Genomic DNA, 24,331 nt, shown 5'->3' with positions numbered 1-24,331 from the left:
TACGCCACCGGTCTGCCGACGCGGCGGCACTACGCGAGTGGCTCGCCGCCGCCGGGGCGTTCAATCGAGAACTGCCGATCGGTTGTGCGAGCGGTGCTGCCTGGATGAGCCGGATCGTTCGCCACACGAACCACCACGATGCCCGCGTCGTCCCGCACCGTCGCGTCCGCCGGCATCTCGTTGAGCACGGCCGGCAGATCGGTCGAGCGGGCGTCCATCGCCCGCGGCGGGCGGCCGGGGGCGTGCAGCCACAGCCGGGCCACGCCGGCCTCGGCCAGCACGCCGGCCGCCTGCGTCGCCTTCACGCGTCGTCCGTCGCGCCGGCCACCTCGGGCTTCATCTGCAGGCGAACGCCCGATTCGGCCGACCGCCCGGCCGGATCGACCTGCATCGCCCGAGCTTCGGCCGCCTCGCGGACCGCACGCGCATGGGCGGACGCGTCCCAGCAGGCGGTCCGGTCCTCGCGGTCGACGGCCTCGCGGAGCGACAGCATCGCCAGCGTGCAGGCCGGCAGGCCCACCGCCAGGACGCCGATCCAGAACACGGTCGTCGCCAGCCACGGGACATCCGCCGCCGACGAGGCCGCGTCGGTCGCGAGGGCGTGCCCGACGCGAACGAGCTCCTCCGCGGCCGTTCCGCCCACCCACGCCAGGCCGAGGGACGCCGCGAGCAGCGCCGCCGACAGTCCCGGTCGGGCCATCAGGTAGGCCGCCGCCCGATGCGCCCCGTCGGGCGCGTCGACGTCGCTCGCGGCGATCGACGGCACGCCGAGCAGCGCCATCGCGACGCCGACGAGCGCCACGACGACCACCGCCGCCGCCGACAGCGCCGAGAGCGCCGCTCCCGTGCCGCCGCCGATCGCCCGCCCGATCGCGACCCCCACCCAGGCCAGCAGGACGACGAGCACCAGCACGACCGCGAGGCCCACCACGCCGCCCGCGGCCGCCGAGACGATCCGCGGCAGGGGCGTGCGAACCGCGGCCCGCGTCGGCCGGGCGGCGACCCACCGAGCGACCACACCGCCCGCTGCCGCGATCGCCACGCCGCACCACAGGAGCCGCACCCAGGACCGGAGCACGCCGCCGAACGTGGCGTCGGCGGACCACGGCAGCGCATCCCGCACGTCGGCAGGTGCCGCCCAGGCCATCGCGAGGGCCCCGGCACCCGCGACGCCGAGCACCACCGGGTGCAGCGCGAGCGACGGCGCCCGCAGCACGAACGCCAGCGACTCGGCCATCTCCGCCCACGAGCCCGGCACCTTCATCCGGTGGTGGGGCCCCGACGGCTCGAGCAGCGGTCGATCGGTCATGAGACAGACTACCCCCGCCATCGCCCCGCAGCGTCGGCTGCCACTCCGCGCGGCAGCGCGGCCGCCGCGGGCACGCCACTCGTGCGGGGCCAACAATGCTCCTTGCGGGCGGTCCATCCGCCCGGGGAGTCGCCCTTGGCCGAAGCCGTCATCCGCTGGACGCTGTACATCGCCGCCCTGGTCGTCGTAGGCCCCATCGCGGGTGGGCTGGCGGCGATGAACCAGGCCGCCGACGGCTCGGAGGGCACCATCCTGTTGTCCCGCGCCCCGGTGCTGGGCGTCGTCGGCCTCGCGGGCGGCGGTACGCTGGCGGCGATCCTGGGGGCCGTATCCGCCCGCTTCTGCGGCGCCCGGGCGGGGCTGACGACCGCGGGCATCGTGCTGGCCTGGATGGCCGGCCGCACCGCCAGCACCGCCGAGATCATCCGCGCCCAGGGCACCGGCCCGTGGACCTCGCTCGTGATCGAGGGCGTGCTCGTCGCCGTCATGCTCGCCGGCGTCGGAGCGGCCATCGGCGTGCTGGCCAAGCCCGTCGAGGCCCAGCACGGCGTCGAGGCCGAGCGCGGCGTCGCGCTGTCGGGCCGGTCGGCCCTGGCGATCGCCGCCGCCGTCGTCGCCGGCGGCGCGCTGGTCTGGGTGTTCGCCGTCACCCCGCTCAAGGGCCAGGCCATCGCGGCGGCGGGGCTGGCGGCCGTCGGCCTGACGCTCGTGGTCCGGGTCATCGATCGCGCGACGCCGGCCCTGGGCGCGGTGCTCGCCTGCGCGGTGCTCGCCGTTGCCGGGCCGGCCTTCGCGCTCGCGACCGTGCCCCCGGGCGATGCGCTCGCCGCCAGCTATGCCCAGCAACTGCCCGCCGTCAGCCGGCCGACGCCCCTGGACTGGTCTGCCGGCGCCCTCTTGGGGATTCCCATCGGATTGGCCTGGGCCGCTTCGATCCTCAAACGCGCCGACGCGTAGGAATTCTCGCGTGGCAGGACGCGCACGCTGCACCATGCACGGCCGCAGATCCATGTCCGCGAACGGAGGTCTCGTGCCCAACGAATCCGACAACGAGCGGCCCGCGTCCGGCAACGGCGCCACGACGGCCATGCCCGACATGCAGTCGACGGCCGACCGCCGCGAGATTGCCATCGATCGCGTCGGCGTGCGCTCGGTCCGCTATCCCATCCGCCTTGCGACCCGCGATGGCGGCGAGCAGGCGTCGGTGGCCACGCTCAGCATGTCCGTCGCGCTGCCCCACACCCAGAAGGGCACGCACATGAGCCGCTTCATCGAGGTGCTCGAGGCCCACGCGTGCGAGCCGCTCACGCCCGAGCGCTTCCCCGAGGTCGCCCGGGCCATCCGCGAGCGGCTGAACGCCCAGGAGGCCCACATCGAGGCCGGCTTCACCTACTTCGTCAAGAAGAAGGCCCCCGTCACCGGCATCGAGAGCCTGATGGACTACGACGTCACCTTCGCCTGCACGAGCAACGGCGACGACGACTTCATCATGACCGTGGCCGCCCCCGCGACGAGCCTGTGCCCCTGCAGCAAGGAGATCAGCGAGTACGGCGCCCACAACCAGCGGTGCACCATCACCGCGAGCGTGCGCTTCGATGGCGCCATGTGGATCGAGGACCTCGTGGAGATCTGCGAGAGCGCCAGCTCGCTCGAGGTGTTCGCGCTGCTCAAGCGGCCCGACGAGAAGTACGTCACCGAGAAGGCCTACGACAACCCCAAGTTCGTCGAGGACATCGTCCGCGATCTCGCCATCGCGCTCAACGACGAGGACCGCGTGACCTGGTTCGCGATCTCCAGCGAGAACTACGAGAGCATCCACAGCCACAACGCCTACGCCGAGCTCGAGCGGCAGAAGTAGCCGCGGCCGCATAGAGCGGGACGGCGAGATCGCGGTCGCCGGCCTTACGCCGCCGCTCGACCCTCCCGCACCGCCAGCGGCCGCGCCGCGACCACCCGCATGGCGCAGAGCACGAAGGCGACGCCGACGAGCTCGGCCCCCTCCTCGATCATCTGCATGTAGGCCGTGGGCACGAACTGGTCGCGGCCCAGCACGTCGTCGGACAGGTAGCCCGCCACGACGAGCGCCACGCCGGCCGCCATCAGGATCGACGCGAGGTCCAGCCGACGCAGCAGCGCGAACACGCGCGCCCGGAAGACCACGGGCGGCACCACGACGGCCGCCACGCCGAGCGCGCCGGCGATGGCCCAGGCGATCCGCGGCAGCACCGGGCTGTCCGCCGCCAGCCACCAGTCGAGGCGGTACCGCACGCCCCAATCGCCCAGCACCTCGGGGTTGAGCACGACGTGGGCGTCGAACTCGCGGAGCACCGCCAGCCCGCTGAGCACCATCAGCCAGCCGAGGTGCCAGGCGTCGCGGCCCGTCCAGCCCGCAACCTCGCCACGCAGCCCCCGCGCCATGCCCCGGGTGAGCAGCAGCAACGCCAGCATCCACACCCACAGCTGCGCGCCCTCGATGGGACCGCCCTCGACGGCGATGCCCCCGCTCCAGTGCGCGGGCCAGCCCGCGATCGCCAGTCCCAGCACGACACCGAGCAACGCCGCCAGCGCGGCCAGCGGCGGCCACACGACCCCGATCGGAGCGAGGCCCTGGATGCGATCGCCGCTCGCGTCGGTGCGTGCCCCGCGATCGCCCGGCGACGCCCGGCCAACCGCGTGCGCTATCGATGCGGAGATGCGTGCCATGCCACCTCGGTCGGTTCGCGGCCTGATCGCCCTTGAACCGTTGATGGCATCATGCTAGCGGTGAGCCGCCCGCGACCGGGGGCATCGAGCGCCGAGGAAGATCGCCGTCAGTCCTACGAACAGCCCGCGGCGAACGCATTCTGGAAGGCCAAGAAGTCGAAAATCGTCAGCTCGCCGTCGTCGTCGAAGTCCGCGAGCGGATCGCCGGCGTCGAACAGGTTCTGGAAGACGAGGAAGTCGAACAGGGTCAGCTCGCCGTCCCCGTCCAGGTCGGCGCGACACGCGGCCAGCCGGCCATAGACGACGAAGCTGCGCCCGTAGTTGCTGATCACGACGTCGTCCGAGCCGTCGGCGTTCACGTCGCCCGCGCCCGACACCGAGCGAGCAAGACAGCAGCCGGTGCCGTCGATTCGAATGGAGCTCTCGCCGTCCACCTGGCTGAGTTCCACGACCGCCGGGAAGCCACCCTTGCGGCCGAATACGACGTACGCCGCTCCTTCGCCGCGATCGTAGTAGCCATACCCGATGTGCACCGATCCTCGGTGCTCCGCTCCGATGATCAGGTCATCGAGGCCGTCGCCGTTGATGTCGCCCGCCGGGCCCACCGAACGCCCCGAGTCATCAATCGGCTGGTCGCCATCGATCCGGAATCCCGTGGAACCATGGAGTTCGTTCAGCGTGACCGTCGCCGGGAAGCCATAGTCGCGACCGAACACCACGAAGGTCTGGCCCGCGTTGTATTGGCCGTAGTAGCTGCCGATGGGTCCCGCACCCGGGGCACCGACGACGACGTCGTCCAGGCCGTCGCCGTTGACGTCGGTGGATGCCACCGCGACACCGACCTCGGTCAGGGCGACCGAGTGGGATCCGGTCGTGAGGCGGAACCCGTCGGTGCCATCGAGATCCGACAGCTCGACCTCCGCCGGGTGCGTGCCACGGCGACCGAACACGACGTACGCCTCGCCGCGGCCCGCGCGCGCGTCCTTCGCACCGATGATGATGTCGTCGATGCCGTCGCCGTTGACGTCGTCCGCGCCGGCGATGCTCGTGCCGCTGAGGTCGTCGCTCGCGACGCCGTTGATTCGATATCCGAAGGCGCCATCGAGGTCGCCGGCGTTGAGCACCGCCGGGAAGCCACCGTTGCGGCCGAACACCACGTAGGTGATGCCGGCCTCGAGCCGGGTGCCGATGCTGGCCTTGGGAGCCCCAACGATGATGTCGTTGAGGCCGTCTCCGTTGACGTCGGCCGACGCCACCGACCTGCCGGCCTCGTTGCTCTGGCGGCTCGAGCTCGGGATGTCCTCGAGGCGGAAGCCGGCCGTTCCGCCGAGGTCGCCGAGATCGACGACCGCCGGGAAGCCGCCGTTGCGGCCAAACACGACGTACGCACCGCTATCCTGGGACCGGCTGGCGAGCTTCGATGCACCGATGACGACATCGTCGATGCCATCGCCGTTGACGTCGCCCGCGGGGGCCACCGAACTGCCCACGCGATCACCCATTGGGTCGCGCTCGAGTCGGAAGCCCGTGGTGCCATCGAGGTAGATGAGGTCTATGAAGCCCGGGAACCCGTCGGCGCGTCCGAACACGACGTAGGCCGCTCCGGTGTAGCGCGAGCTGCTGTCCGGCCATGCCGCTCCGATGATGAAATCGTCGATGCCGTCGTTGTTGAGGTCGCCCGCCCTCGCCACGGCGCTCGTCGAATCACGAAGGAGGTTGACCCGGAACCCGGTTATGCCGTCTCCCGCGACGCTGGACACGGGCGGGAACGGCTGCTCCAGCGGACCCTGGGCCGAAACGGGACGAGCAAGTCCCGCCACGAGCAGCACGGCCGCCGCGATAGGAACGTGTTTGGCACTGCGATGCATGGTGCGCCCCTTTCGCCGACCGTACTTCACTTCTGTGGTGCATCCTCAATATAATGACGGCCGCGCCTCCTGTCAATGCGTTCTTAGTTGTCGTGCATGACCACCAGGCTGATGGTGACCATGCCGGCGTTGCGCGCCCGCTCGCTCGCGTTGCAGCGGCTCGCGCAGCCAGCCCGACCGCTCCTCGAGCAGCCTCGAGGCGAGGAAGAGCGCTCGCACCCCCGGATCCTCACCCATATCCAAGCCGGCTCGTCGAACTCGTCGTCGCGGCCGTTCTCGCGCCCGGACGGCAGCGTCCACAACCGCCGGACGATACGCGCCGTGCATCGTTCGGGTCCCGGTCGCCCTTGCGTTTTCTGCGGGCCCAAGCCGATACAACTCAGTCCATGGGCATGTACGACAAAGATGGCCTGGGCATGTTCCACGGCCGGCTGCTGCTGCTGGCCGGGCTGATGCTGCTGGGCACGGCCGTGCTCGGCGCCCAGCTCGTGCGGCTGACGGCGGTCGAGGGCGCCCAGCTGCGGGCCGAGGCCGAGCGGCGGCTCGTGCGCCTGTCGTGGGAGCCCACGACCCGCGGCCGCATCCTCGATCGCACGGGGCGGGTGCTCGCACAGGATCGGCCGGCCTTCGATGTCCGCGTCGACTACGACGTGCTCAGCGGCGAATGGGCGGGCGTGTGGTCGGCCTTCTTCGCCCGCCGCGCCCACGCGGAGGCCTGGCCCGAGCTGGGCCGCACCCAGCGGAGCGAGCTGGCCGAGGCCTACGAGCCCTTCTTCGCCGATCACGCCGAGCGGGGCCTGGCCGTCCTCGCCGACCACGCGGGCGTGCCGCTCGAGGAGATCTACGAGCGGCGGAAGGAGGCGCTGGATCGCGTCGGTGTCATCAGGCGAAACTTTGTGAGCAACCGGCTCAGGGAGCTCCGCCGCGCCGCAACCGCCCGCGGCCGCGAGCTCAGCCAGGAGCACGAGCGGCGGCTCGAACGCCAGGCCGACCGCCCGGTCCGCGAGGAGCGAAGGCCGCACACGGTCATCCCCGCCGTGGGCGACGATGCGGGCTTCGACGTGCTGGACCTGGCCGAGCGAACAGCCGTGCTCGAGGTGCCGCTGGTGAGCGATGCCCCCGCCGACTTCGGCGAGCCCACCGCCGGCTTCGCCCGCGTCGAGGTGCCCGCGGTGCCCGGGCTCGTCGTCGGCAACAGCCGCGCCCGCGAGTACCCCTTCGATCGCGTCACCGTCGATCTCGACCGGTCGACGCTGCCCGGTCCGCTGCACGACGAAAGCGCCATGAGCGTCACCGTCGACGGCGTCACCAGCCACCTCGTGGGCTGGGTCCGCGAGGGCGTGTACCAGGAAGACCCCGCCGTCCGCAGAGCCTGGCTCGGAGCCAACCCCGCGGAGCGCGCCCGGGCCGAGACCGACCGGGGCACCGATCGCGGCCAGTACATGGAGGGCGATCGCGTCGGCCACACCGGCATCGAGGCGGCCATGGAGCACCGGCTCCGCGGCCTCCGCGGCCTCCGCGTCCGCCAGCTCGATACCGGCGACGAGCGACTCATCCCGCGCGAGCCCGGCCGCGACGCGACGCTCACCATCGATGCGGTGCTCCAGGCCCGCATCGCGGCGGCCATGTCGCCCGAGGTCGGCCTGGCCGTCGCCCAGCCCTGGCACGCCGACTCGAAGTTCCGCCGCGACACCGGCGAGCCGCTCAGCGGCGCCGCCGTCGTGCTCGATGTCCGCACCGGCGAGGTGCTGGCGATGGTCTCGACGCCCACCATGCCCATCGCCGACGCCCGGGGCGGCATCCAGATCGACGACGACGCCATCGGCGTCAGCGACCCCCGCATCAACCGCGCCGTGTCGGCCATCTACCCACCCGGGTCCATCGCCAAGGCCATGGTCCTCGCCTGGGCGGGCTCCCGCGGCGAGCACGCGCTGCACGAGCGCATCCCCTGCACCGGCCACTTCCTCGAGAACCGCCAGGACATCCTCCGCTGCTGGATCTACCGGCCCGACGCCTTCCAAACGCACACCGGCGTCCTGGGCGAGGACCCCGACGAGGCCCAGGCGCTCATGGTCTCGTGCAACATCTACTTCAACACGCTCGGTGCGCGGCTCGGCGTCGATCGCGTCTTCGAGTGCTACCGGGCCTTCGGCGTCGGACGCCGGCCCATCCAACTCCCCGACGCGGTGCCCGGCAACCTGGGCCTCGTCGGTCCGCTGGCCGGCACGCCCCTGACCAACGTCGACGCGGCGCTCATGGGCATCGGCCAGGGGCCCGTCGTCTGGTCGCCGATGCACGCGGCCAACGCCTACGCCACGCTCGCCCGCGGGGGCGTCCGCATCGAGCCCACGATCGTCCGCGGCGCAGACGGGCGTCGCGATGACATCGGCCTCGAGCCCGAGGTCGTCCGCCAGGCGCTACGCGGCCTGTGGCTCTCGACCAACGACTACCGCGGCACGGGCTACCACGTCTCGATCGACGGCATCTACAACCGCTACTTCAACGCCCCGGGCGTCACGATCTGGGGCAAGACCGGCACCGCCCAGGCCCCCGCCACGCTGCTCAAGAGCGTCCCGGGCCAAGAGGACCCCCAGCCCGTCACCGAGAAGTACACCCACGCGTGGTTCGTCGGGCTCGTCGGCGAGGGCGAGGACCCCGAGGCCGCCGAGCCCCGCTACGCCATCGCCGTGCTCATGGAGTTCGCCGGCAGCGGCGGCCGGGTGAGCGCGCCCGTCGCCAACCAGATCATCCATGCGCTCCAGGCCGAGGGATACCTCGGCGGCGCCACCCGCACCGCGCAGCTGGGCCGGGACGGATGATCCGCAGCGGCCTCGAGGGCCTGATGCTGGCCGAGGGCGGCGGCGCGAAGGCGCGCTGGGCCATCGCCAACTTTGCCTGGCTCTCGGTCGCCGCGGGGCTGGCGCTCTCGCTGCTGGGGATCTACGCGATCGACCTCTCGCAGCGGGACGCCGGCGAGCCCGGCCTCGCGACCGAAGCGGTCCGCCAGGCTATCTTCTTCGGCGTGGGCCTCGTCGCCGCCGCCGCCGTCTGCGTGCCGCACTACCGCTGGATCGGCGCTCTCCGCTGGCCGCTGGCGGTGCTCATGCTGGGGTTGCTGGTGTTCCTGCTGATCCCCGCGGTGCCGGCGTGGCTGGTCACGCCTCGCAACGGGACGCGGGGCTGGATCGACCTGGGCCCGATGGACTTCCAGCCCTCGGAGGTCACCAAGATCGCCTTCGTGCTCGTGCTGGCCTGGTACCTGCGGTACCGCACGAGCCACCGCCGATTCCTGGGACTGGTGGTGCCGGGGCTGATGGCCTTCGTGCCCATCGCGCTCATCACGGTGCAGCCCGACCTGGGCACCGCGTCGCTCTTCGTGCCGGCGCTCTTCGCCATCGTGCTCGCCGCGGGCGCCAAGCTGCGGCACCTGCTGGTGATCGTCGTCGTGGCGCTGCTGGCGGCGCCGGCGAGCTATCCCATCCTCAAGCCCCACCAGAAGGAACGCGTCGTCGGCCTGATCCGCCAGATCCAGGACAGCAAGGAGGGCGCCGACGACATCAACTACCAGAGCTTCACCGCCCAGAAGCTCGTCGGCGCCGGACGCCTCGGAGGCAACGCCGATGCCCACGCCCGAGCGCTCGTCCGCTACAACCGCCTGCCCGAGGCCCACAACGACATGGTCTTCAGCGTGCTGGCCACCCGCTTCGGCATGTGGGGGGCCGTGGGCGTCCTGGGGCTCTACCTCGCCTGGCTGCTGGGCGCCCTGGGCGTGGCGGCGACGTGCTCGGAGCCGTTCGGCCGGCTGATGGTGGTGGGGCTGGCCGCCTTCATCGCCGCGCAGCTGGTCATCAACGTGGGCATGAACATCGGGCTGGTGCCGATCATCGGCATCACGCTGCCCTTCCTCAGCTACGGCGGCAGCAGCATGGCGACGGTCTGGCTGATGACGGGCCTGGTGCTCAGCGTCGGGCTTCGCCGAAGCCAGCAGCCCTACCGCCCGTCCTTCGAATACGCTGATCGAGATGCCCCGCCCGTCCTCGACCACGTCCGCACGCGACCGAGCCCCTAGCGACGCCGCGCCCGGCCGCGAGCAAACGCCCGAGGCCTTCGTCGCCGAGGTCCTGGCCGCCGCGCCGGCCGAACCGCTCGCGCCGCCGCCCGCCTTCCTTGAGGCCGCCGCTGAGCTCGGCATCGCCTTCGAGGTGGATGACCTCGAACGCCTGGGCCGATTCCTCGCCCTGCTGCTGCACGCCAACACGGCGATGAACCTGACGGCGATCCGCGACGCGGGCGAGGCCTGGCACAAGCACGTGCTCGATGCGCTCACGCTGCTCGCGCCCCTCGCCGACCTGCCCGCGGGTGCGCGGGTGATCGACGTGGGCACGGGCGGTGGGGTGCCGGGGATCCCCCTGGCTATCGCGCGGCCCGACCTCGCGGTAACCCTGCTCGACGCCACGGCCAAGAAGGCCGCGTTTGCGCGCGCCGCAGCGGATGTGTTGGGCGTGGAACGTGCCGCGGTGCTCGCGGGCCGCTGCGAGGCGCTCGCCCGCGATGCGGCCCACCGCGACGCCTACGCCGCCGCCGTCGCCCGGGCCCTCGGCCCGCTACCGACCGCCGCCGAGTTGGTGCTGCCCTTCGTCCAGCCCGGCGGCCTGGCGGTGTTCATCAAGGGGCAGAGGGCCGACGAGGAGCTTGCGCAGGCGAAGCACGCGCTGCACGCACTGCACGCCGCCCATGCCGGGACCATCGACACGCCGACGGGCCGGCTCGTGGTCCTCGAGAAGCTGCGGGCGACGCCCGGGGCGTACCCGCGGGCCAACGGCGAGCCGAAGCGCAGGCCGCTGGGATCCGAACCTGGTCGCTCCGGTGCCTGACACGCGGGCATTGCTGGGCCGCGACGGCCCGATCGCTCGCGCCCTCGGCGACGGCTACGAGCCCCGCGAGCCGCAGCTGGGCATGGCCTCCGCCGTCGAGCACGCGATGGACGAGCGGGCCGGCCTGCTGGTCGAGGCGGGCACGGGCGTGGGCAAGAGCTTCGCCTACCTCGTGCCGGCGATCGTGCGGGCCGTCTGCCGGGGCGAGCGGGTGCTCGTTTCGACGCACACCATCGCGCTGCAGGAGCAGCTCATCGAACGCGACATCCCATTCCTGCAGCGCACGCTAGAGGAAGAACTCGCCGGGAGCGTCGAGCACCCCGCGGCGCTGAGGCCCTGCCTTGTCAAGGGCCGGGGCAACTACGTCAGCGTGCGGCGTCTGGAGCTGGCCAGCGCGCGGCAGCACTCCCTGCTGCCCGACGCCGCCAGCCGGCGTTCGCTGCACGTCATCGAGGACTGGGCATACCAGACCCGGGATGGCACGCTCAGCACGCTGCCCGCGCTGGACCGGCCGGCCGTGTGGGACCGCGTGCAGAGCGACAGCGGCAACTGCATGGGCCGCAAGTGCCCGCGGAACGCGCAGTGCTTCTACCAGAACGCCCGCCGCGCAATGGAGGGCGCCAACCTGCTGGTGACCAACCACGCGCTGTTCTTCAGCGATCGCGCGCTGCGGATGCGGGGCGCGGGCTTCCTGCCCGTGGTCGACCACGTCGTGCTCGACGAGGCCCACACCGTCGAGGATGTCGCGGGCGACCACTTCGGCCTCTCGCTGACCGAGGGGCGGGCGATGCACCTGCTGGGCATCCTGCTGCACGCGCGGACGCGGAAGGGCTATCTCGCCCGGCTCGAGCTGCCCGACGACCGGGCGGTGCATCGCGCGATCGAGGCGGTCGAGGAAGCCGAGGCGGCGGCCCGCGAGCTGTTCGGCTCGCTCGCGGCGCTGGCTGGTACGCCGGCATCGGGCTGGGGAGCGGCGGCAACGACGCGGGTCCGCGAGCCGGACGTGATTGCCAATCCCGTGTCGCCGGCCTTCGCCGACCTCGCCCAGCGGCTCCGCTTGTTGCGGGACGAGCTGTCCGAGGACGCGCGCTACGACGCCGATCGCTACGAGCTGAACAGCTACGTGCTGCGGGCCGACGAGATCGCGCGGACGAGCGAGGAGCTGCTCGCCCAATCCGTGCCGGGCTGCGTCTACTGGATCGAGCACGGCCAATCCGGCGGCGGGCGGCCCCGCGTGGCGCTCGCGGCGGCGCCCATCGAGGTCGGGCCGATCCTGGAGCGCGAGCTGTTCGGGCGGGAGCACTCGGTGGTGCTGACCAGCGCCACGATCGCCACGTCGGCGCGCGAGGACGGCGGCTTCGCGCACGCACGGGACAGGCTCGGCGCCGGGGAGGCCGAGACGCTGGCACTCGGCTCGCCGTTCGATTACGCATCGCAGGTGCGGCTCGTCGTCGATCCGCGGGTGGGCTCGCCCGGCCGCGGGGCCGATCGCGGCTACGAGTCCCGGCTGTCGGCGGCGATCGTCGAGCACGTTGGCGGCACGCACGGCGGCGCGTTCGTGCTCTTCACGAGCCTCCGGCTGCTGCGGGCGATGGCCCGGGCGACACGGGATGCGCTCGGACGGCAGGGCATCGCGGTGCACGCCCAGGAGATCGACGGGCCACGGGGCGAGCTGCTCGCCCGCTTCCGCGAGGATCCCTCCTCGGCGCTCTTCGGGGCGGCGAGCTTCTGGCAGGGCGTCGACGTGCCGGGCGCGGGGCTGCGGAACGTCCTCATCACCCGGCTGCCCTTCGATCCGCCCGATCGCCCGGTGGCCGAGGCCCGGGCCGAGCGGCTCCGCGAGCGGGGCGAGGACCCCTTCCGCGTCGATGCGCTGCCGCGGGCGGTGATCCGCTTCAAGCAGGGCTTCGGCCGGCTGGTCCGCAGCGCGAGCGACACGGGCCGCGTCGTGGTGCTCGATCCGAGGATCGTCCGCAGCGGGTACGGCCGCGCGTTCCTGGCGGCGGTGCCGGAGGGCGTGCCCGTCGAGGTGCACGAGGGCGTCGATCTGGACGACGCGGATGCACCCGAGTTCGGGTCGGCGTGGTAGGGGTACGCGTCGCGTTCAGATGTTGAAGTACTTGGCCTCGGGGTGATGCACCACGAAGGCGCTGGTGCTCTGCTCGGGGTCGATCTGCCAGTTCTCGGTGAGCACGCAGCCGATGCGTTCCGGCTCGAGCAAGCGCCAGAGGATCTCCTGGTCGCTCATGTCGGGGCAGGCGGGGTAGCCCGGGCTGTAGCGGCTGCCGCGGTACTTCTGGCGGAAGAGCTCGGGGATGCGGGGCGAGTCGTCGCCGCCGATGCCCAGCTCCGCTCGCATCCGCTTGTGCCACAGCTCGGCGAGTGCCTCGGCGGTCTCGACACCCATGCCGTGCACGTAGAGGTACTCGCTGAAGTTGTTGGCGTCGAACAGGCTCTTGGCGAGGCGGCTGACGTCCTCGCCCATCGTCACGCAGCTGAGCCCGAGCACGTCCTTCTCGCCGGTGTCGGTCGCCCGGAAGAAGTCGGCGATGCACAAGCGCTTCTTGCCGTCCTGCCTCGGGAAGCGGAAGCGTTCGATCTCGCGGTCGTGGTCGTTGGGATCGAAGACGATCAGGTCGTCGCCGTCGCTCTGCGCGGGCCAGTAGCCGTAGACCAGCTTCGGCCGGAGCACGCGATCATCGCGGAGGCGGGCCTTGAGGCGATCGAAGATGGGTCGGACCTCGTCGTCGAGGTAGGCCTCGAAGTCGTCGTTGCTGCGGCCGCCCTTCTTGAACTGCCACTGGCCGCGGAAGAGCGCGACGGGGTTGATATAGGGATAAATGTCGTCGAGGGGGACGTCCGTGATGACCCGCGAGCCGTAGAACGGTGCGACCGGAACCTCGACGTCGGCGGAGACGCCGCTGCGGACGCGTTCGGTGGTGGCGGCTTGTGAGTGCTTGCTCTCGGCAAAGGCGTCCTGCTGGTCGGCCTGCTTGGCGCGGGCCTCGGCGACGACCCGCTCGGCCTCGGTCCGCTTGCCCAGCCGTTCCTGGATCTCCCGATCGAGCTGTTCGGCTCGACCGTCCTTGAGGAAGTCCATCGTGCGGAGGCCCTCGAAGGCGTCCTTGCCGTAGTACACGCTGCCGTTGTAGACGCCGCGGAGGTGGCCCTCGCAGTAGTGCCGGGTGAGGGCGGCGCCGCCCAGGATCACCGGCACGTCGATGGCCTGCTCGTTGAGCTCCCTGAGGTTCTCCTCCATGACCGTGACGGATTTGACCAGCAAGCCGCTGAGGCCGATGGCGTCGGCCTTGGTCTCCTTCCAGGCGTCGAGGATCTGCGTGAGCGTCTGCTTGATGCCGATGTTGTGGACGGTGTAGCCGTTGTTGCTGAGGATGATGTCGACGAGGTTCTTGCCGATGTCGTGCACGTCGCCCTTGACGGTGGCGAGCACGATGGAGCCCTTGGTGTCGCCGTCGCTGCGCTCCATGTGGGGCTCGAGGTGGGCGACGGCCATCTTCATGACCTCCGCGGACTGCAGCACGAAGGGCAGCTGCATCTGCCCGCTGCCGAAGAGCTCGCCGACGGTCTTCATGCCGTCGAGCAGGTGGTCGTTGATGATTGCCAGCGGCGGGTAATGCTGCATCGCCTCGTCGAGGCAGGCCGTCAGGTCCTGCTTCTCGCCGTCGATGATGTGGGCGCGGAGCCGTTCCTCGAGCGTGAGGTCTTTTTTGGTCTCGGCCGACTCTCCGACGGCGTCGACGTCCTGGAACAGATCGATGAAGGCCTGGAGCGGGTCGTAGCCCGCGTCGTAGCTCGGGCGGTGGCCCGAGTCGTGGCTTGTGGAATCCGGATCTTCAGGCAACGGCCGCATCCTCGGGGTCGGGCAGGCCGGTGCCGCCGGCGCTCGCATCGCGCCGATCGTAGATCAGGTGCAGCGCCACGCGCTTGTGGCCGTCCTCGATCTTGGCCAGCGGCAGGATCTTGCTGGCGTGCACGATGGCGCTCGTCAGGCCGGCACGCACCAGCTCGTCCAGCAGCACGCTGTTGAGCACCTGCCGGGCGGCGGGCTTGAGGCCGAAGCTGGCGTTCGAGAGGCCGCAGGTGATCTGCACGTCGGGGAAGGCCTCGGCGATCCGCGTGACGCCCTCGACCAGCGCGAGCGCGCTGCGGCGGTCATCGTCCATGCCGGTCGAGATCGGCAGCACCAGCGGATCGATGAACAGGTCCGACTGGTCGAGGCCATGCACTTGCGTCGCGCGCTCGATGGCGCGGGTCGCGATCGCGAGCTTGCGGTCGGCGGTGCGGGCCATGGCGGCCTCGGGATCCTCGTCGATGGTGCCGATGACCAGGCCCGCGCCGTAGGTCCTGGCGAGGCCGCAGATCGCGTCGAACTTGTCCTCGCCGTCCTCGAAGTTGGCGCTGTTGATGATGCAGGCGCCGCCCGCGCATTGCAGGCCGGCCTCGATGGTGGCGATCTGCGTGCTGTCGATCATCAGCGGCACGTCGAGCTGGCGGACGAGCCGCTGCACGATCTGCCGCATGTCGCCCGCGTTGTCGCGGCCGGCGTAGTCGACGTTGAGGTCCAGGACGTGGCTGCCCTCGCGGACCTGCTGCTTGGCCATCGCGACGACGCCGTCCCAGTCCTCGGCTTCCAGCAGCCGCTTGAACTTGCGGCTGCCCGAGGCGTTGCACCGCTCGCCGACGATGAGGAAGGAGTTGTCCTGTCGGTACTCGGTGGGGGCGTAGAGGCTGGTGCAACTCGCGGGCATGGGCTTGCGTTCGCGTTCGCCGGGGGCGCGATCGCCCACCGCCTGCGCGAGTTCGCGGATGTGCTGGGGTGTCGTGCCGCAGCAGCCGCCGATGAGTCCCACGCCGCCCTGCTCGACGAAGCGCATGAGCGCGTCGGTGAACGGCCCGGGCTGCAGCGGGTACTCGGTGCGGCCCTCGACGAGCACCGGCAGCCCGGCGTTGGGCACCACGGACACGTGCCGATCCCAGTGGTCGCCCAGCCAGTGCACGTACTCGGCCATCTCGGTGGGGCCCGTGGCGCAGTTGAGTCCCAGGCTCAGGATGGGGTACCGCCGGAGCGCGTGGGCGGCCGCCTCGATGCTCGTGCCCATGAGCATCGTGCCGGTCTGCTCGATGGTGACCGAGACCATGATGGGCACGTCGGCGACGGTCTTGCCGTGCTCGTGCAGTGCGCTCAGGCAGGCGTTGATGGCGCACTTGACCTGGAGGATGTCCTGGCAGGTCTCGATGAGGAAGGCGTCCGCGCCGCCCTCGATCAGGCCGAGCGCCTGCTCGCGGTAGCTGGCGAGCATCGTGGGCCAGTCGGTGTTGCCCAGCGTGATGAGCTTGGTGCCCGGGCCCATCGAGCCCAGCACGAAGCGGGGCTTGTCGCCCGTCGAGAACTGGTCGGCGGCGGCGCGGGCGATCTCGGCGGCCCTTCGGGAGTAGGTGCGGGCGTGCTCGCCGCGGTCGAACTCGCCGAGCACCAGCGTGTTGGCGCCGAAGCTGTTGGTCTCGATGCAGTCGGCGCCGGCCTCGAGGAACTCGCGGTGGATCTCCTCCACGATATCGGGCCTGGTGTCGACCAGGATGTCGGTGCAGTTCTCGCAGCCGCAGTAGTCGCCCTCGACGGTCAGATCGCGGCTGTAGAGGCTCGTGCCCATGGCTCCATCCAGCACAAGCACTCTTGAGGCAAGGGCTTGCGCGAGTCGGCCGCCGTGCAGGTCACCATTGGTCATGGGTTCTCCATCGTCCGAGCGGTTGCATTCTATCCATTCATCCGGATGATAGGATAAAAAGATCACAGATCGCCCCGAAGGCAACGCCACACCTGCACGGGCGTACCCAAGGCGGGCCCACGCCGCCGCCGGTGGCAACGGGCCGGGGCCAGGATGCGAGGAGGAGAAGATGATGCCGGCCGGATCCGTCGATGGGCTCGTTCGTCGCCGTTGTGCTCGGTCGATCACCCTCGCCGCGGGCGTGCTCGCCGCCGCGTGCGGCCCGTGTCTGGGCCAGTGGTCGAACTCGGGGGGCAACGCCCAGCGAAACGGCCAGACGACCGAGGCGGGGCCGGCGTCCCCCGACGTGCTGTGGGACGGCGGACGTCGCTCGATCATCTCGTGGCAGCCGGTGATCGAGGGGCGGCGGGTGTTCCTGGTCCGCCAGACGGGCTTCCCGCCCGAGCCGGCGAGCGATGAATCGCCCGTGGTCGCGATGGACCTGGACACCGGCGACGAGCTGTGGTTCCGCGAGATCCCCGCCGAGCCCGGCGACTGGACGACGGCGCTGCTCGGCGTGCGGGACGGCCGCGTCTTCGCGACGCGGGCGGGCAACGGCTCGAGCGTGTCGGCGATCGTCTGGTGCCTGGACGCCGAGACGGGCGACACGCTCTGGATGTCGACAGAAGAGACGGCCATCGGCTTCTACGACGGCGCGGTCTTCGCCGATGATGGCGACCTGATCGCCGCCGACTTCCGAACCATCAAGCGATTCGATGCCGAGACCGGCGACCTCGTGTGGTCGGCGGATCGATCCTGCTCGGTCAGCGGCACGTGCGGCGCGGCGCTCTTTGGCGGCAAGGCCTACGTGATCGATGCGGCGCCGGGTGGCCACGTTGTGAAGCGCTTCGACCTGGCGTCGGGCGCCTTCGAGCTGGCCAGCGAGCTCATGCCCGGTTTCACCATCCAGACCACGCCCATGATCGGCCCGGATGGCACGATCTACGTGCAGCGGGTGCAGAACAACCCGGCGGTCGACTTCTTCTACGCGCTCTCGGACAACGGGCCGGACATCTCCGTCGAGTGGTCCATCGAGGCCGGCTGGACCACGAGCAGCGAGTTCACCGTTGGACCCGATGGCAGCGTGTACGCCGTCGACCGCGACTACGCGATCGTGCGGCTCGACCCCGGAGACGGCAGCGTGCTGGACACATCGGTGCCGCTGGCCGGCGGGGGCACGGGCGTGCGGATGGCGGCCGACCGCGACGGGCGGGTGTTCGCCGTCAATGGCGAGTTCGCGACCGGCCGGGCGTTCGCGTTCGATGCCGAACTGGCCGAGCTGTGGAGCGTGCCGGTGACGAACGTCAACATCGGCGGGCCGGCGATCGGCCCCGATGGCACGCTGGTGATCGCCGGGGTGGGCACGGACGTCCGGGCGTTCCGGTCGGCCGCCGGCGGCTGCCTGCCCGATCTCGACGGTGACGGCGAGCTGACGCTCTTCGACTTCCTGATGTTCCAGAACCTCTTCGACGCCGGCGATCCCGCGGCCGACTTCGATGGCGACGGTTCGCTGACGCTGTTCGACTTCCTCGCCTTCCAGAACGCGTTCGACGCGGGCTGCTAGCGGCGGGAACGCCGCTAGGCGGATTCGGCCGTGCGGCCCGAGCCGGCGCTGATGGTGAGCGCGACCGCGCCGTAGGCGTCCTCGGTGATCGTGGGCGCCGTCACGCGGAGGGTGCGGCTCTTGGGATCGATGCCATGGTCCCGCATCATCCGCTTGAGTCCCAGGGGCTGGGCGAAATAGACGTCCTCATCCGAGACGTCCCATTGCTCGATGGTGCCGCCGAAGCGGTCGAGCAGGGCGCGGCAGACGCCGGCGACGAGGTCCTCCGGAGCGCTGGCGCCGGCGCTGAGCAGCACGGTGCAGCCGGGCGAGGGGAACCAGTCCCAGTCGATCTCGCCGGCGTCGTCGATGAGGTGGCCCGGCGTGCCGGCGTTGCCGCTGATCTCGGTCAGCCTCTTGCTGTTGGAGCTGTTCCGCGAGCCGACGACGAGGGTGAGGTCGCATCGCGGCGCGAGCTGCCGTACCGCGTGCTGGCGGTTGGTGGTGGCGTAGCAGATGTCCTCGCTCGGGGGCGCCTTGATGCCCGGGAACGCCTCCTTGAGCGCCTCGATGATCACGCCGGCGTCATCGGTGCTCAGCGTGGTCTGGGTCAGGTACACGAGCTTCTCGGGGTCGCGGATCGTGAGGCCCGGGATGTCCGCGGGCGACTCGACGACCTGCGTCGCGTCGGGGGCCTCGCCCCGCGTGCCGATGACCTCCTGGTGGTCGGCGTGGCCGACGAGGAGGATCTGGAAGCCGAGCCTGGCGTAGCGGATGGCCTCGTTGTGCACCTTGGTGACCAGCGGGCAGGTAGCGTCGATGACCCGCAGGCCGCGGGCCTCGGCTCGCTGCCGCACCAGCGGGCTCACGCCGTGGGCGCTGAAGACCACGATGGCGCCCGCGGGCACGAGGTCGACCTCCTCGACGAAGACCACGCCCCGCTCGCGGAAGCGGCCGACGACGTGCTTGTTGTGGACGATGTCGTGGTAGACGTAGACGGGCTCGTCGGGGCAGAGGTCGAGCACCTGGTCGACGACATCGATGGCCATGCGGACGCCCGCGCAGAAGCCCCTGGGATTTGGAAGCACGATCTTCACGCGGCGTCTCCGGCTCCGCTTATTGTAGTGGGCGGGGTGGCATCCGGGTTCGCGCTATTGGGCGGTAGGCCCGTCCGATGTGCCGCCGCCGCAAGCTCGTTCACCAGCATCGATGGCCATCCTTTCCCCAGACGTGCCGCCGATCCGCCTGCTGGCCGACTTCGGCCCGGAGCGTTGTGGGGTGGTGTCCCAGGGCGAGGCGCGGTCGTACGCGGTCGGCTTCGCCCGGGCGAGCACCGAGAACTTCGTGGTGCTCAGCCGGCTGCTGCCGGAAGACCTGGTCGAGGACTTCGCGGCCGTGTACGCCTTCTGTCGCTGGGCCGACGACCTCGGGGACGAGCGGGATCCGTCGCTGCCCGCCGACGCCACGGCCGCCGACGTGCGGTCGAGGGCGGCGGCCCTGCTTGGGTGGTTCCGAGAGGAACTCCGGGCCACGGCCGGCGATGAGCAGCGGCACCCCGTGCTGGCCGCCCTGGCCCCGACGATCGAGCGGCACCGTCTGCCGCTGGAGCCCTTCGAGGACCTGATCGAGGCCTTCGAGATGGACCAGCGGGTCGCACGCTACCGGACGTGGAACCAGCTGCTGGGCTACTGCACCAAGAGCGCCAACCCGGTGGGGCGGCTGGTGCTCATGCTCGCGGGCCTGCGGTCGCCCGAGGAGGACGCCGCGAGCAAGGACGCCTGGCGGCAGAGCGACGCGATCTGCACGGCCCTGCAGATCACGAACCACATCCAGGACGTCCGGCGGGATCTGCTGGAGCGCGATCGCGTGTATCTGCCGCTGGAGGACATCGGGCTGGCCGAGGCCGACCTGCACGCCGGCATCGAGCGACAGAACGATCACGATCTGCGGGTGCGGTACATCCGGGCGGTGCGGCCGCTGGTCACGCGGACGCACGAGTTGTACGACGCCGGCGAGGGGCTGCCGTCGCGGGTAGGCGGCCGGCTCGGGCTGCTGATCGGCGCGATGGCGCAGGGTGGCCGCGAGACGCTGCGGGAGGTCGAGCGGCGGGGCTGCGCGACGCTGTGGCAGCGGCCCGTTCTTCCCGCATGGCGGAAGCTGCTACTCGTGGCGGGTCCGATCGCATCCCTATATTGCCTTCCGTGGCGGTACCGGCGACCGAGCTGAGCGGCATCGAGGCGACGATGCGGTCCGAGCCCAGCCCCTCGCTGGCCGAGTCTTACGCGGTCTGCCGCCGCGTGACGGCCGGATCGGGCACGAGCTTCGCCATCGGCATACGGCTGACGCCTGCGCGGTGCCGGCCGGCCATGACGGCGATCTACGCGTGGATGCGGCTGGCGGACGACGCCGCGGACGCGGACGCCCCGGCCGACGATCGCCGCGCGGTGCTCGATGCCTTCGAGTTCGATACCCGCGGCACGCTCGCGGGCACGCCGCCCGATCGCTCGCTCTGGCCCGCCGTCGCCGAGGCGGTGCGCGAACACCAGATCGAGCCGGCGTGGCTGCTGGGGCTGATCGCTGGCGTCCGCCAGGATGTCGGCCTCGTCGACCTGGATACCGACGGGCAGCTGATGGCCTACTGCGATCGCGTCGCGGGCAACGTTGGCCGGTGCTGCACCGCCATCTGGGGGCTCCGGCCCGGCGTTTCGCGGGATGCGGCGCTCGAACTGGCGGCGCTCCGCGGCCGGGGGTTCCAGCTGATCAACATCGCCCGCGACCTGGAATCGGATCTCGCGGCAGGCCGCCGCTACCTGCCCCGCGAGCGGCTCGCGCGGCTGGGGATCGACCCGACCTCCGCCGACGGCGTGCGGGCGGCGCGGGCGGATCTCGCGGCCGCGGCGGAGGCGATGCTGGCCGAGTCCGCGCCGCTGGACGGGCTGATCCGCCGGGACGCGCGTGCCGCGACCTGGGCGATGACCAGCGCGTACGGCGCGATCCTGGGTCGGCTGCGGCGGCAGCGTCCGCCGCGGCTGACGGCGGCCTCGAAGCTCCGCGTGGCGATCGGTGCGCTGGCGCGGCGGGTGCTGCCGGCCGGCGCCCACGCGTGAGCGAGGCGGCCTCGCCGACGGCCATCGTTGCCGGCGGTGGCATCGCGGGCATGGCGGCGGCGATGATGCTCGCCGACGCCGGCGTGCGGGTCACGCTGCTCGAGGCCCGCCGCGTGCTCGGCGGCCGTGCGGGCTCGTTCGAGGACCAGCGCAGCGGCGAGGTCCTGGACAACTGCCAGCACGTGGCCATGGGCGCCTGCGTGCGGTACGTCGCCTTCCTGCGGCGGCTGGGCACGGCCGACCAGCTCGAGTGGACGCCGCGGCAGACGTGGATCGAGCCGAGCGGGCGGCGGTCGGTGCTGCGTCCCCTGCCGCTGCCGACGCCTGGCGAGTTCGCGTGGTCGTTCCTGCGGGCCCGCTTCCTGTCGCGAGCCGACAAGCGGTGCATCGCGCGGGCGGTGCTCGCGGCGCGGCGGGTCGATCGGGCGTCGCTCGCGACGCTCCCCTTCGGCGCGTGGCTCGCGGAGCAGCGGCAAACGCCCCGGTCGATTGCGCGGTTCTGGACCCCGCTGATCGTCAGCGCCTGCAACCTCGAGCCGCACCGCGTGAGCACCGAGTGCGCCCTGCACGTGGTGCAGGGCACGCTGCTCGCTGGTGCGCGGGCGTCGTCCATCGGCGTGCCCGCCGGCCCGCTCGTTGACCTGTACGCCCCGCTGCACCGCTTGCTCGAGGCCGCGGGAGGCGGCGTGCGGCTGGGCGCCAGGGTCGCGGGCATCGAGCCGGGCGGCGTGCGGCTGGTCGGCGGCGACTCGCTGGCTGCCGACGCGGTGGTCTGCGCACTCGACGCGGTGGCGGCCAATCGCCTCGTGACCATCGGCGGCCGCGAGCCGTACGCGGGCGTGTCCTTCAGCCCGATCCTGGGCGTGCATCTGCGGTTCGATCGCCCGGTGCTCGACGTGCCGCACGCGGTGCTGGTCGACGCGGCGACGCACTGGTTGTTCCGCAAGCACCGCGACCCGCGCCTGGTGCACGCCGTGGCGAGCGCGGCCGACGATTGGGTGGGCCTGGGCGAGGACGCCATCGTCGAGCGCGTGCTCGCGGACGTTGCGCGGCTGCCGGCGGCGAAGGGCGCGCGGCTCGAGTGGGCGCGCGCCGTGCTCGAGCGGCGGGCGACGTTCGCGGCGACGCCCGAATTCCAGCCCGCCCGGCCCGTGCCCGGCAGCCGAACCGACAACGGTGCCTACCTCGCGGGCGACGCCACGGCCACCGGCTGGCCCGCGACGATGGAGAGCGCCGTCCGCAGCGGGGAGGCCGCCGCCGCAACGGTGCTGCTGTCGTTTGGCGGGCGGCGGGACGCGATTGTGTGAAGACTGCGCAAAGTCCGGTCCGCCGGCGTCGGGACGGCCCCAGACGGTGCCCGGGATAGCCAACACGGCGTGGTGGCGGGGGTGCGCTGCTGCTAGCCTTGCCTTTGGCGGACCAGGGGCGGTCATTCGGCCAAGGGGAGTTTCGACATGTCCAACGGCGTTCCGCGTCGGCGTTGCAGGATTGGTTTTACGCTGATCGAGCTGCTGGTCGTCATCGCCGTCATCGCGCTGCTGATCAGCATCCTGATCCCTGCGCTGGGCGACGCCCGCAACGCGGCCCGCACGCTCAAGGGGTCGAGCAACCTCCGCGGCATCGCGCAGGGCATCGCGCTCTACGCCAACGGCAACAAGGACCTGATCGTCGGCAGCCCCGATAGCAGCGGCTTCGACGCGTCCTTTGGCCGCTTCAACGGCATCGCGATGCAGACCTGGGACTGGATGGGCCCGCTGGCCTACCAGAACGGCAAGAGCGGTCCGGGCGACGGCTTCTTCTCCGAGGGACGCAGCCGCGAGGGCGAGCCGCTGCGGGCGGCCCGCTTCAATTGGTATCGCGAGCAGCTCGAGGAGTTCATCTGCCCGGCCAACGACTTCCAGGCCCTCCCCTGGCCCAATCCGGATGATCGCTACTTCTCCACGGGCCGCATGATCTCGTACAACATGAGCACGCAGTTCACGACGTCGACACGCAGCCGCGCGGACGGCGGCACGGGGGTGTTCACGGCGCAGGACCGCGGCAACTACAGGCCGTACATCTACAACGTCGGGAGCTTGTTCCAGAAGGCGGCGGTCTTCGAGGGCCATCGGTACGCCAGTCGCGGGACGCGGCCCGACTTCGACCACGACATGGGGCTGCGTTCGGGCGGCGGTGGATGGTTCGGCGGCGCGTTCGGCGGGGTCGGAGCCTGGTGGCGGGAGAGCAAAGAACTCGATCGCACGGTGGCGCCGGGCGAGCCCGGCCGCCGGCTGCACGCGTTGAGTCCCGGCGAGTTCCCGGACATGCGGCGCTTCGCCTTCCGGCACGGCACGCGGACCGACCCCAACAAGATTGCGGCCACCCAGGTGCTGGGCCACATCGGCTTCTTCGACGGTCACGTCGAACTCATGACCGATGGCGACGCCACGAATCCCGACTACTGGTTCCCGACGGGCACCAAGCTCACGTCGTCCGGCTCGTTCTGGAACTACACGCTGCAGACCTGGCCGGAGAAGGTGGGCGACCTGTCCGAGTCGGATCCGTATATCGTGCCCTAGGGCCGCACACCGCAGTTGCCGGCGCCACGGGACGGATAGCCTCGATCGCCATGACCCAGACCCACACCCAGAGCCAGCAGGACAGCCTCGGCAGCATCGTGGAGGACTTCGACCGCCAGCGGTCGGAGCAGTCGCCGCCGCAGGGCGGGTCCGGCGGCGGATTCAACAAGAACATCGTGCTGGCGCCGCTGGTGCTGGGCTTGCTGATCGCGGCGGCCGTCATCGCGGCGCGGTCCTTCCGCGGCGAGCAGGCGTCCCTGGAGTCCTGGAGCCGCCAGCGGACGCTCATCGATCGCGACACCGGGGCGGTGTTCGTGGACTTCCGGATCCCCGATGGCGCCACCTTCCCCATGCGGAACCCCGAGACGGGCCGGGACACCCTGGTGCCCGCCGAGCCCTGCTACTGGACCCCCGAGGGCGGGGCGACGCTCGATCCCACCTGGGTCTACGTTCCCTTCGGCACGGCGTCGGTGGAATGCCCGGACTGCGGCCGGCCCGTCCGGGGCCGCAACCCGCAGCCGCCGCTCGAGTTGATGCTCGAGGCGGCCGACCGGGAGCGGGGCTAGGGCGCTCCACCTCGCGC

At 71.5% G+C, this 24,331-nt stretch carries 19 protein-coding genes; 12 read left to right on the top strand and 7 right to left on the bottom strand.

Going from position 1 to position 24,331, the window contains the following annotated elements:
• Positions 1-29: 29 nt before the first annotated feature.
• Both AAFX79_06710 and AAFX79_06705 read right to left on the bottom strand, forming a co-directional pair.
• Positions 30-305 carry a hypothetical protein gene (locus tag AAFX79_06710; GenBank protein MEO1008239.1) on the bottom strand — a complete coding sequence of 92 codons (276 nt, stop codon included), beginning with the start codon at positions 303-305 and terminating at the stop codon, positions 30-32.
• Positions 302-1,309 carry a hypothetical protein gene (locus tag AAFX79_06705; protein ID MEO1008238.1) on the bottom strand — a complete coding sequence of 336 codons (1,008 nt, stop codon included), beginning with the start codon at positions 1,307-1,309 and terminating at the stop codon, positions 302-304. Before AAFX79_06705 ends, AAFX79_06710 begins: the two co-directional genes overlap by 4 nt.
• A gap of 135 nt (positions 1,310-1,444) precedes the next feature.
• Here AAFX79_06705 and AAFX79_06700 point away from each other — a divergent pair, with 135 nt between their 5' ends.
• Together AAFX79_06700 and folE2 are read left to right on the top strand one after the other, a co-directional pair.
• On the top strand, positions 1,445-2,266 hold the full coding sequence (locus AAFX79_06700) for a hypothetical protein (protein MEO1008237.1): 822 nt from the start codon (positions 1,445-1,447) through the stop codon (positions 2,264-2,266).
• 130 nt (positions 2,267-2,396) lie between these two features.
• Positions 2,397-3,167: a GTP cyclohydrolase FolE2 gene (gene folE2, locus AAFX79_06695; GenBank protein MEO1008236.1), complete on the top strand. Its 771-nt coding sequence runs from the start codon at positions 2,397-2,399 to the stop codon at positions 3,165-3,167.
• 44 nt (positions 3,168-3,211) lie between these two features.
• Here folE2 and AAFX79_06690 read toward each other — a convergent pair whose 3' ends face one another.
• Positions 3,212-4,012: a hypothetical protein gene (locus AAFX79_06690; protein ID MEO1008235.1), complete on the bottom strand. Its 801-nt coding sequence runs from the start codon at positions 4,010-4,012 to the stop codon at positions 3,212-3,214.
• Positions 4,013-4,125: 113 nt separating this feature from the next.
• The gene (locus tag AAFX79_06685) at positions 4,126-5,880 is read right to left on the bottom strand and encodes a GC-type dockerin domain-anchored protein (GenBank protein ID MEO1008234.1); all 1,755 of its coding nucleotides are present in this window, start codon (positions 5,878-5,880) and stop codon (positions 4,126-4,128) included.
• A gap of 386 nt (positions 5,881-6,266) precedes the next feature.
• On the opposite strand from AAFX79_06685, the gene AAFX79_06680 reads away from it, so the two are divergent.
• Genes AAFX79_06680 through AAFX79_06665 form a run of 4 tightly spaced genes read left to right on the top strand, consistent with a single transcriptional unit; the run spans position 6,267 to position 12,843 of the window.
• Positions 6,267-8,699 carry a penicillin-binding transpeptidase domain-containing protein gene (locus AAFX79_06680; GenBank protein MEO1008233.1) on the top strand — a complete coding sequence of 811 codons (2,433 nt, stop codon included), beginning with the start codon at positions 6,267-6,269 and terminating at the stop codon, positions 8,697-8,699.
• Complete coding sequence (locus AAFX79_06675; GenBank protein MEO1008232.1) at positions 8,696-9,949, top strand: FtsW/RodA/SpoVE family cell cycle protein; 1,254 nt, start codon at positions 8,696-8,698, stop codon at positions 9,947-9,949. Before AAFX79_06680 ends, AAFX79_06675 begins: the two co-directional genes overlap by 4 nt.
• Positions 9,903-10,754: a 16S rRNA (guanine(527)-N(7))-methyltransferase RsmG gene (rsmG, locus tag AAFX79_06670; protein ID MEO1008231.1), complete on the top strand. Its 852-nt coding sequence runs from the start codon at positions 9,903-9,905 to the stop codon at positions 10,752-10,754. Before AAFX79_06675 ends, rsmG begins: the two co-directional genes overlap by 47 nt.
• Positions 10,747-12,843, top strand: a complete 2,097-nt coding sequence (locus tag AAFX79_06665) for a helicase C-terminal domain-containing protein (protein ID MEO1008230.1) — start codon at positions 10,747-10,749, stop codon at positions 12,841-12,843. The genes rsmG and AAFX79_06665 overlap by 8 nt, the downstream gene beginning before the upstream one ends.
• A 15-nt stretch (positions 12,844-12,858) precedes the next feature.
• On the opposite strand, the gene AAFX79_06660 is transcribed toward AAFX79_06665, so the two are convergent.
• Entirely contained in the window at positions 12,859-14,616 is a 1,758-nt protein-coding gene (locus AAFX79_06660; protein MEO1008229.1) for a vitamin B12 dependent-methionine synthase activation domain-containing protein, read from the bottom strand.
• Positions 14,609-16,501: a homocysteine S-methyltransferase family protein gene (locus tag AAFX79_06655; GenBank protein MEO1008228.1), complete on the bottom strand. Its 1,893-nt coding sequence runs from the start codon at positions 16,499-16,501 to the stop codon at positions 14,609-14,611. Before AAFX79_06655 ends, AAFX79_06660 begins: the two co-directional genes overlap by 8 nt.
• A 169-nt stretch (positions 16,502-16,670) precedes the next feature.
• Here AAFX79_06655 and AAFX79_06650 point away from each other — a divergent pair, with 169 nt between their 5' ends.
• On the top strand, positions 16,671-18,104 hold the full coding sequence (locus AAFX79_06650; GenBank protein ID MEO1008227.1) for a PQQ-binding-like beta-propeller repeat protein: 1,434 nt from the start codon (positions 16,671-16,673) through the stop codon (positions 18,102-18,104).
• Positions 18,105-18,118: 14 nt separating this feature from the next.
• On the opposite strand, the gene ispH is transcribed toward AAFX79_06650, so the two are convergent.
• On the bottom strand, positions 18,119-19,180 hold the full coding sequence (gene ispH / locus AAFX79_06645; GenBank protein MEO1008226.1) for a 4-hydroxy-3-methylbut-2-enyl diphosphate reductase: 1,062 nt from the start codon (positions 19,178-19,180) through the stop codon (positions 18,119-18,121).
• 112 nt (positions 19,181-19,292) lie between these two features.
• Between ispH and hpnC the strand changes: the two genes are divergently transcribed.
• The 5 genes from hpnC to AAFX79_06620 all read left to right on the top strand — a co-directional run bounded on the left by hpnC (position 19,293) and on the right by AAFX79_06620 (position 24,314).
• On the top strand, positions 19,293-20,309 hold the full coding sequence (gene hpnC, locus AAFX79_06640; GenBank protein MEO1008225.1) for a squalene synthase HpnC: 1,017 nt from the start codon (positions 19,293-19,295) through the stop codon (positions 20,307-20,309).
• Positions 20,285-21,190, top strand: a complete 906-nt coding sequence (locus AAFX79_06635; GenBank protein MEO1008224.1) for a squalene/phytoene synthase family protein — start codon at positions 20,285-20,287, stop codon at positions 21,188-21,190. The genes hpnC and AAFX79_06635 overlap by 25 nt, the downstream gene beginning before the upstream one ends.
• Positions 21,187-22,497 carry a hydroxysqualene dehydroxylase HpnE gene (gene hpnE / locus AAFX79_06630; GenBank protein ID MEO1008223.1) on the top strand — a complete coding sequence of 437 codons (1,311 nt, stop codon included), beginning with the start codon at positions 21,187-21,189 and terminating at the stop codon, positions 22,495-22,497. The genes AAFX79_06635 and hpnE overlap by 4 nt, the downstream gene beginning before the upstream one ends.
• A 147-nt stretch (positions 22,498-22,644) precedes the next feature.
• A complete protein-coding gene (locus AAFX79_06625; GenBank protein MEO1008222.1) occupies positions 22,645-23,748 on the top strand; it encodes a type II secretion system protein in 1,104 nt (367 codons plus the stop codon).
• A 50-nt stretch (positions 23,749-23,798) separates the two neighbouring features.
• On the top strand, positions 23,799-24,314 hold the full coding sequence (locus tag AAFX79_06620; protein ID MEO1008221.1) for a hypothetical protein: 516 nt from the start codon (positions 23,799-23,801) through the stop codon (positions 24,312-24,314).
• The last annotated feature ends 17 nt before the right edge of the window (positions 24,315-24,331 follow it).

The organism is Planctomycetota bacterium, from assembly GCA_039819165.1.
GTDB lineage: Bacteria > Planctomycetota > Phycisphaerae > Phycisphaerales > UBA1924 > JAHCJI01.
Note: the sequence above shows the minus strand (reverse complement) of the source record. Positions and strands in the feature narration are given on the sequence as shown.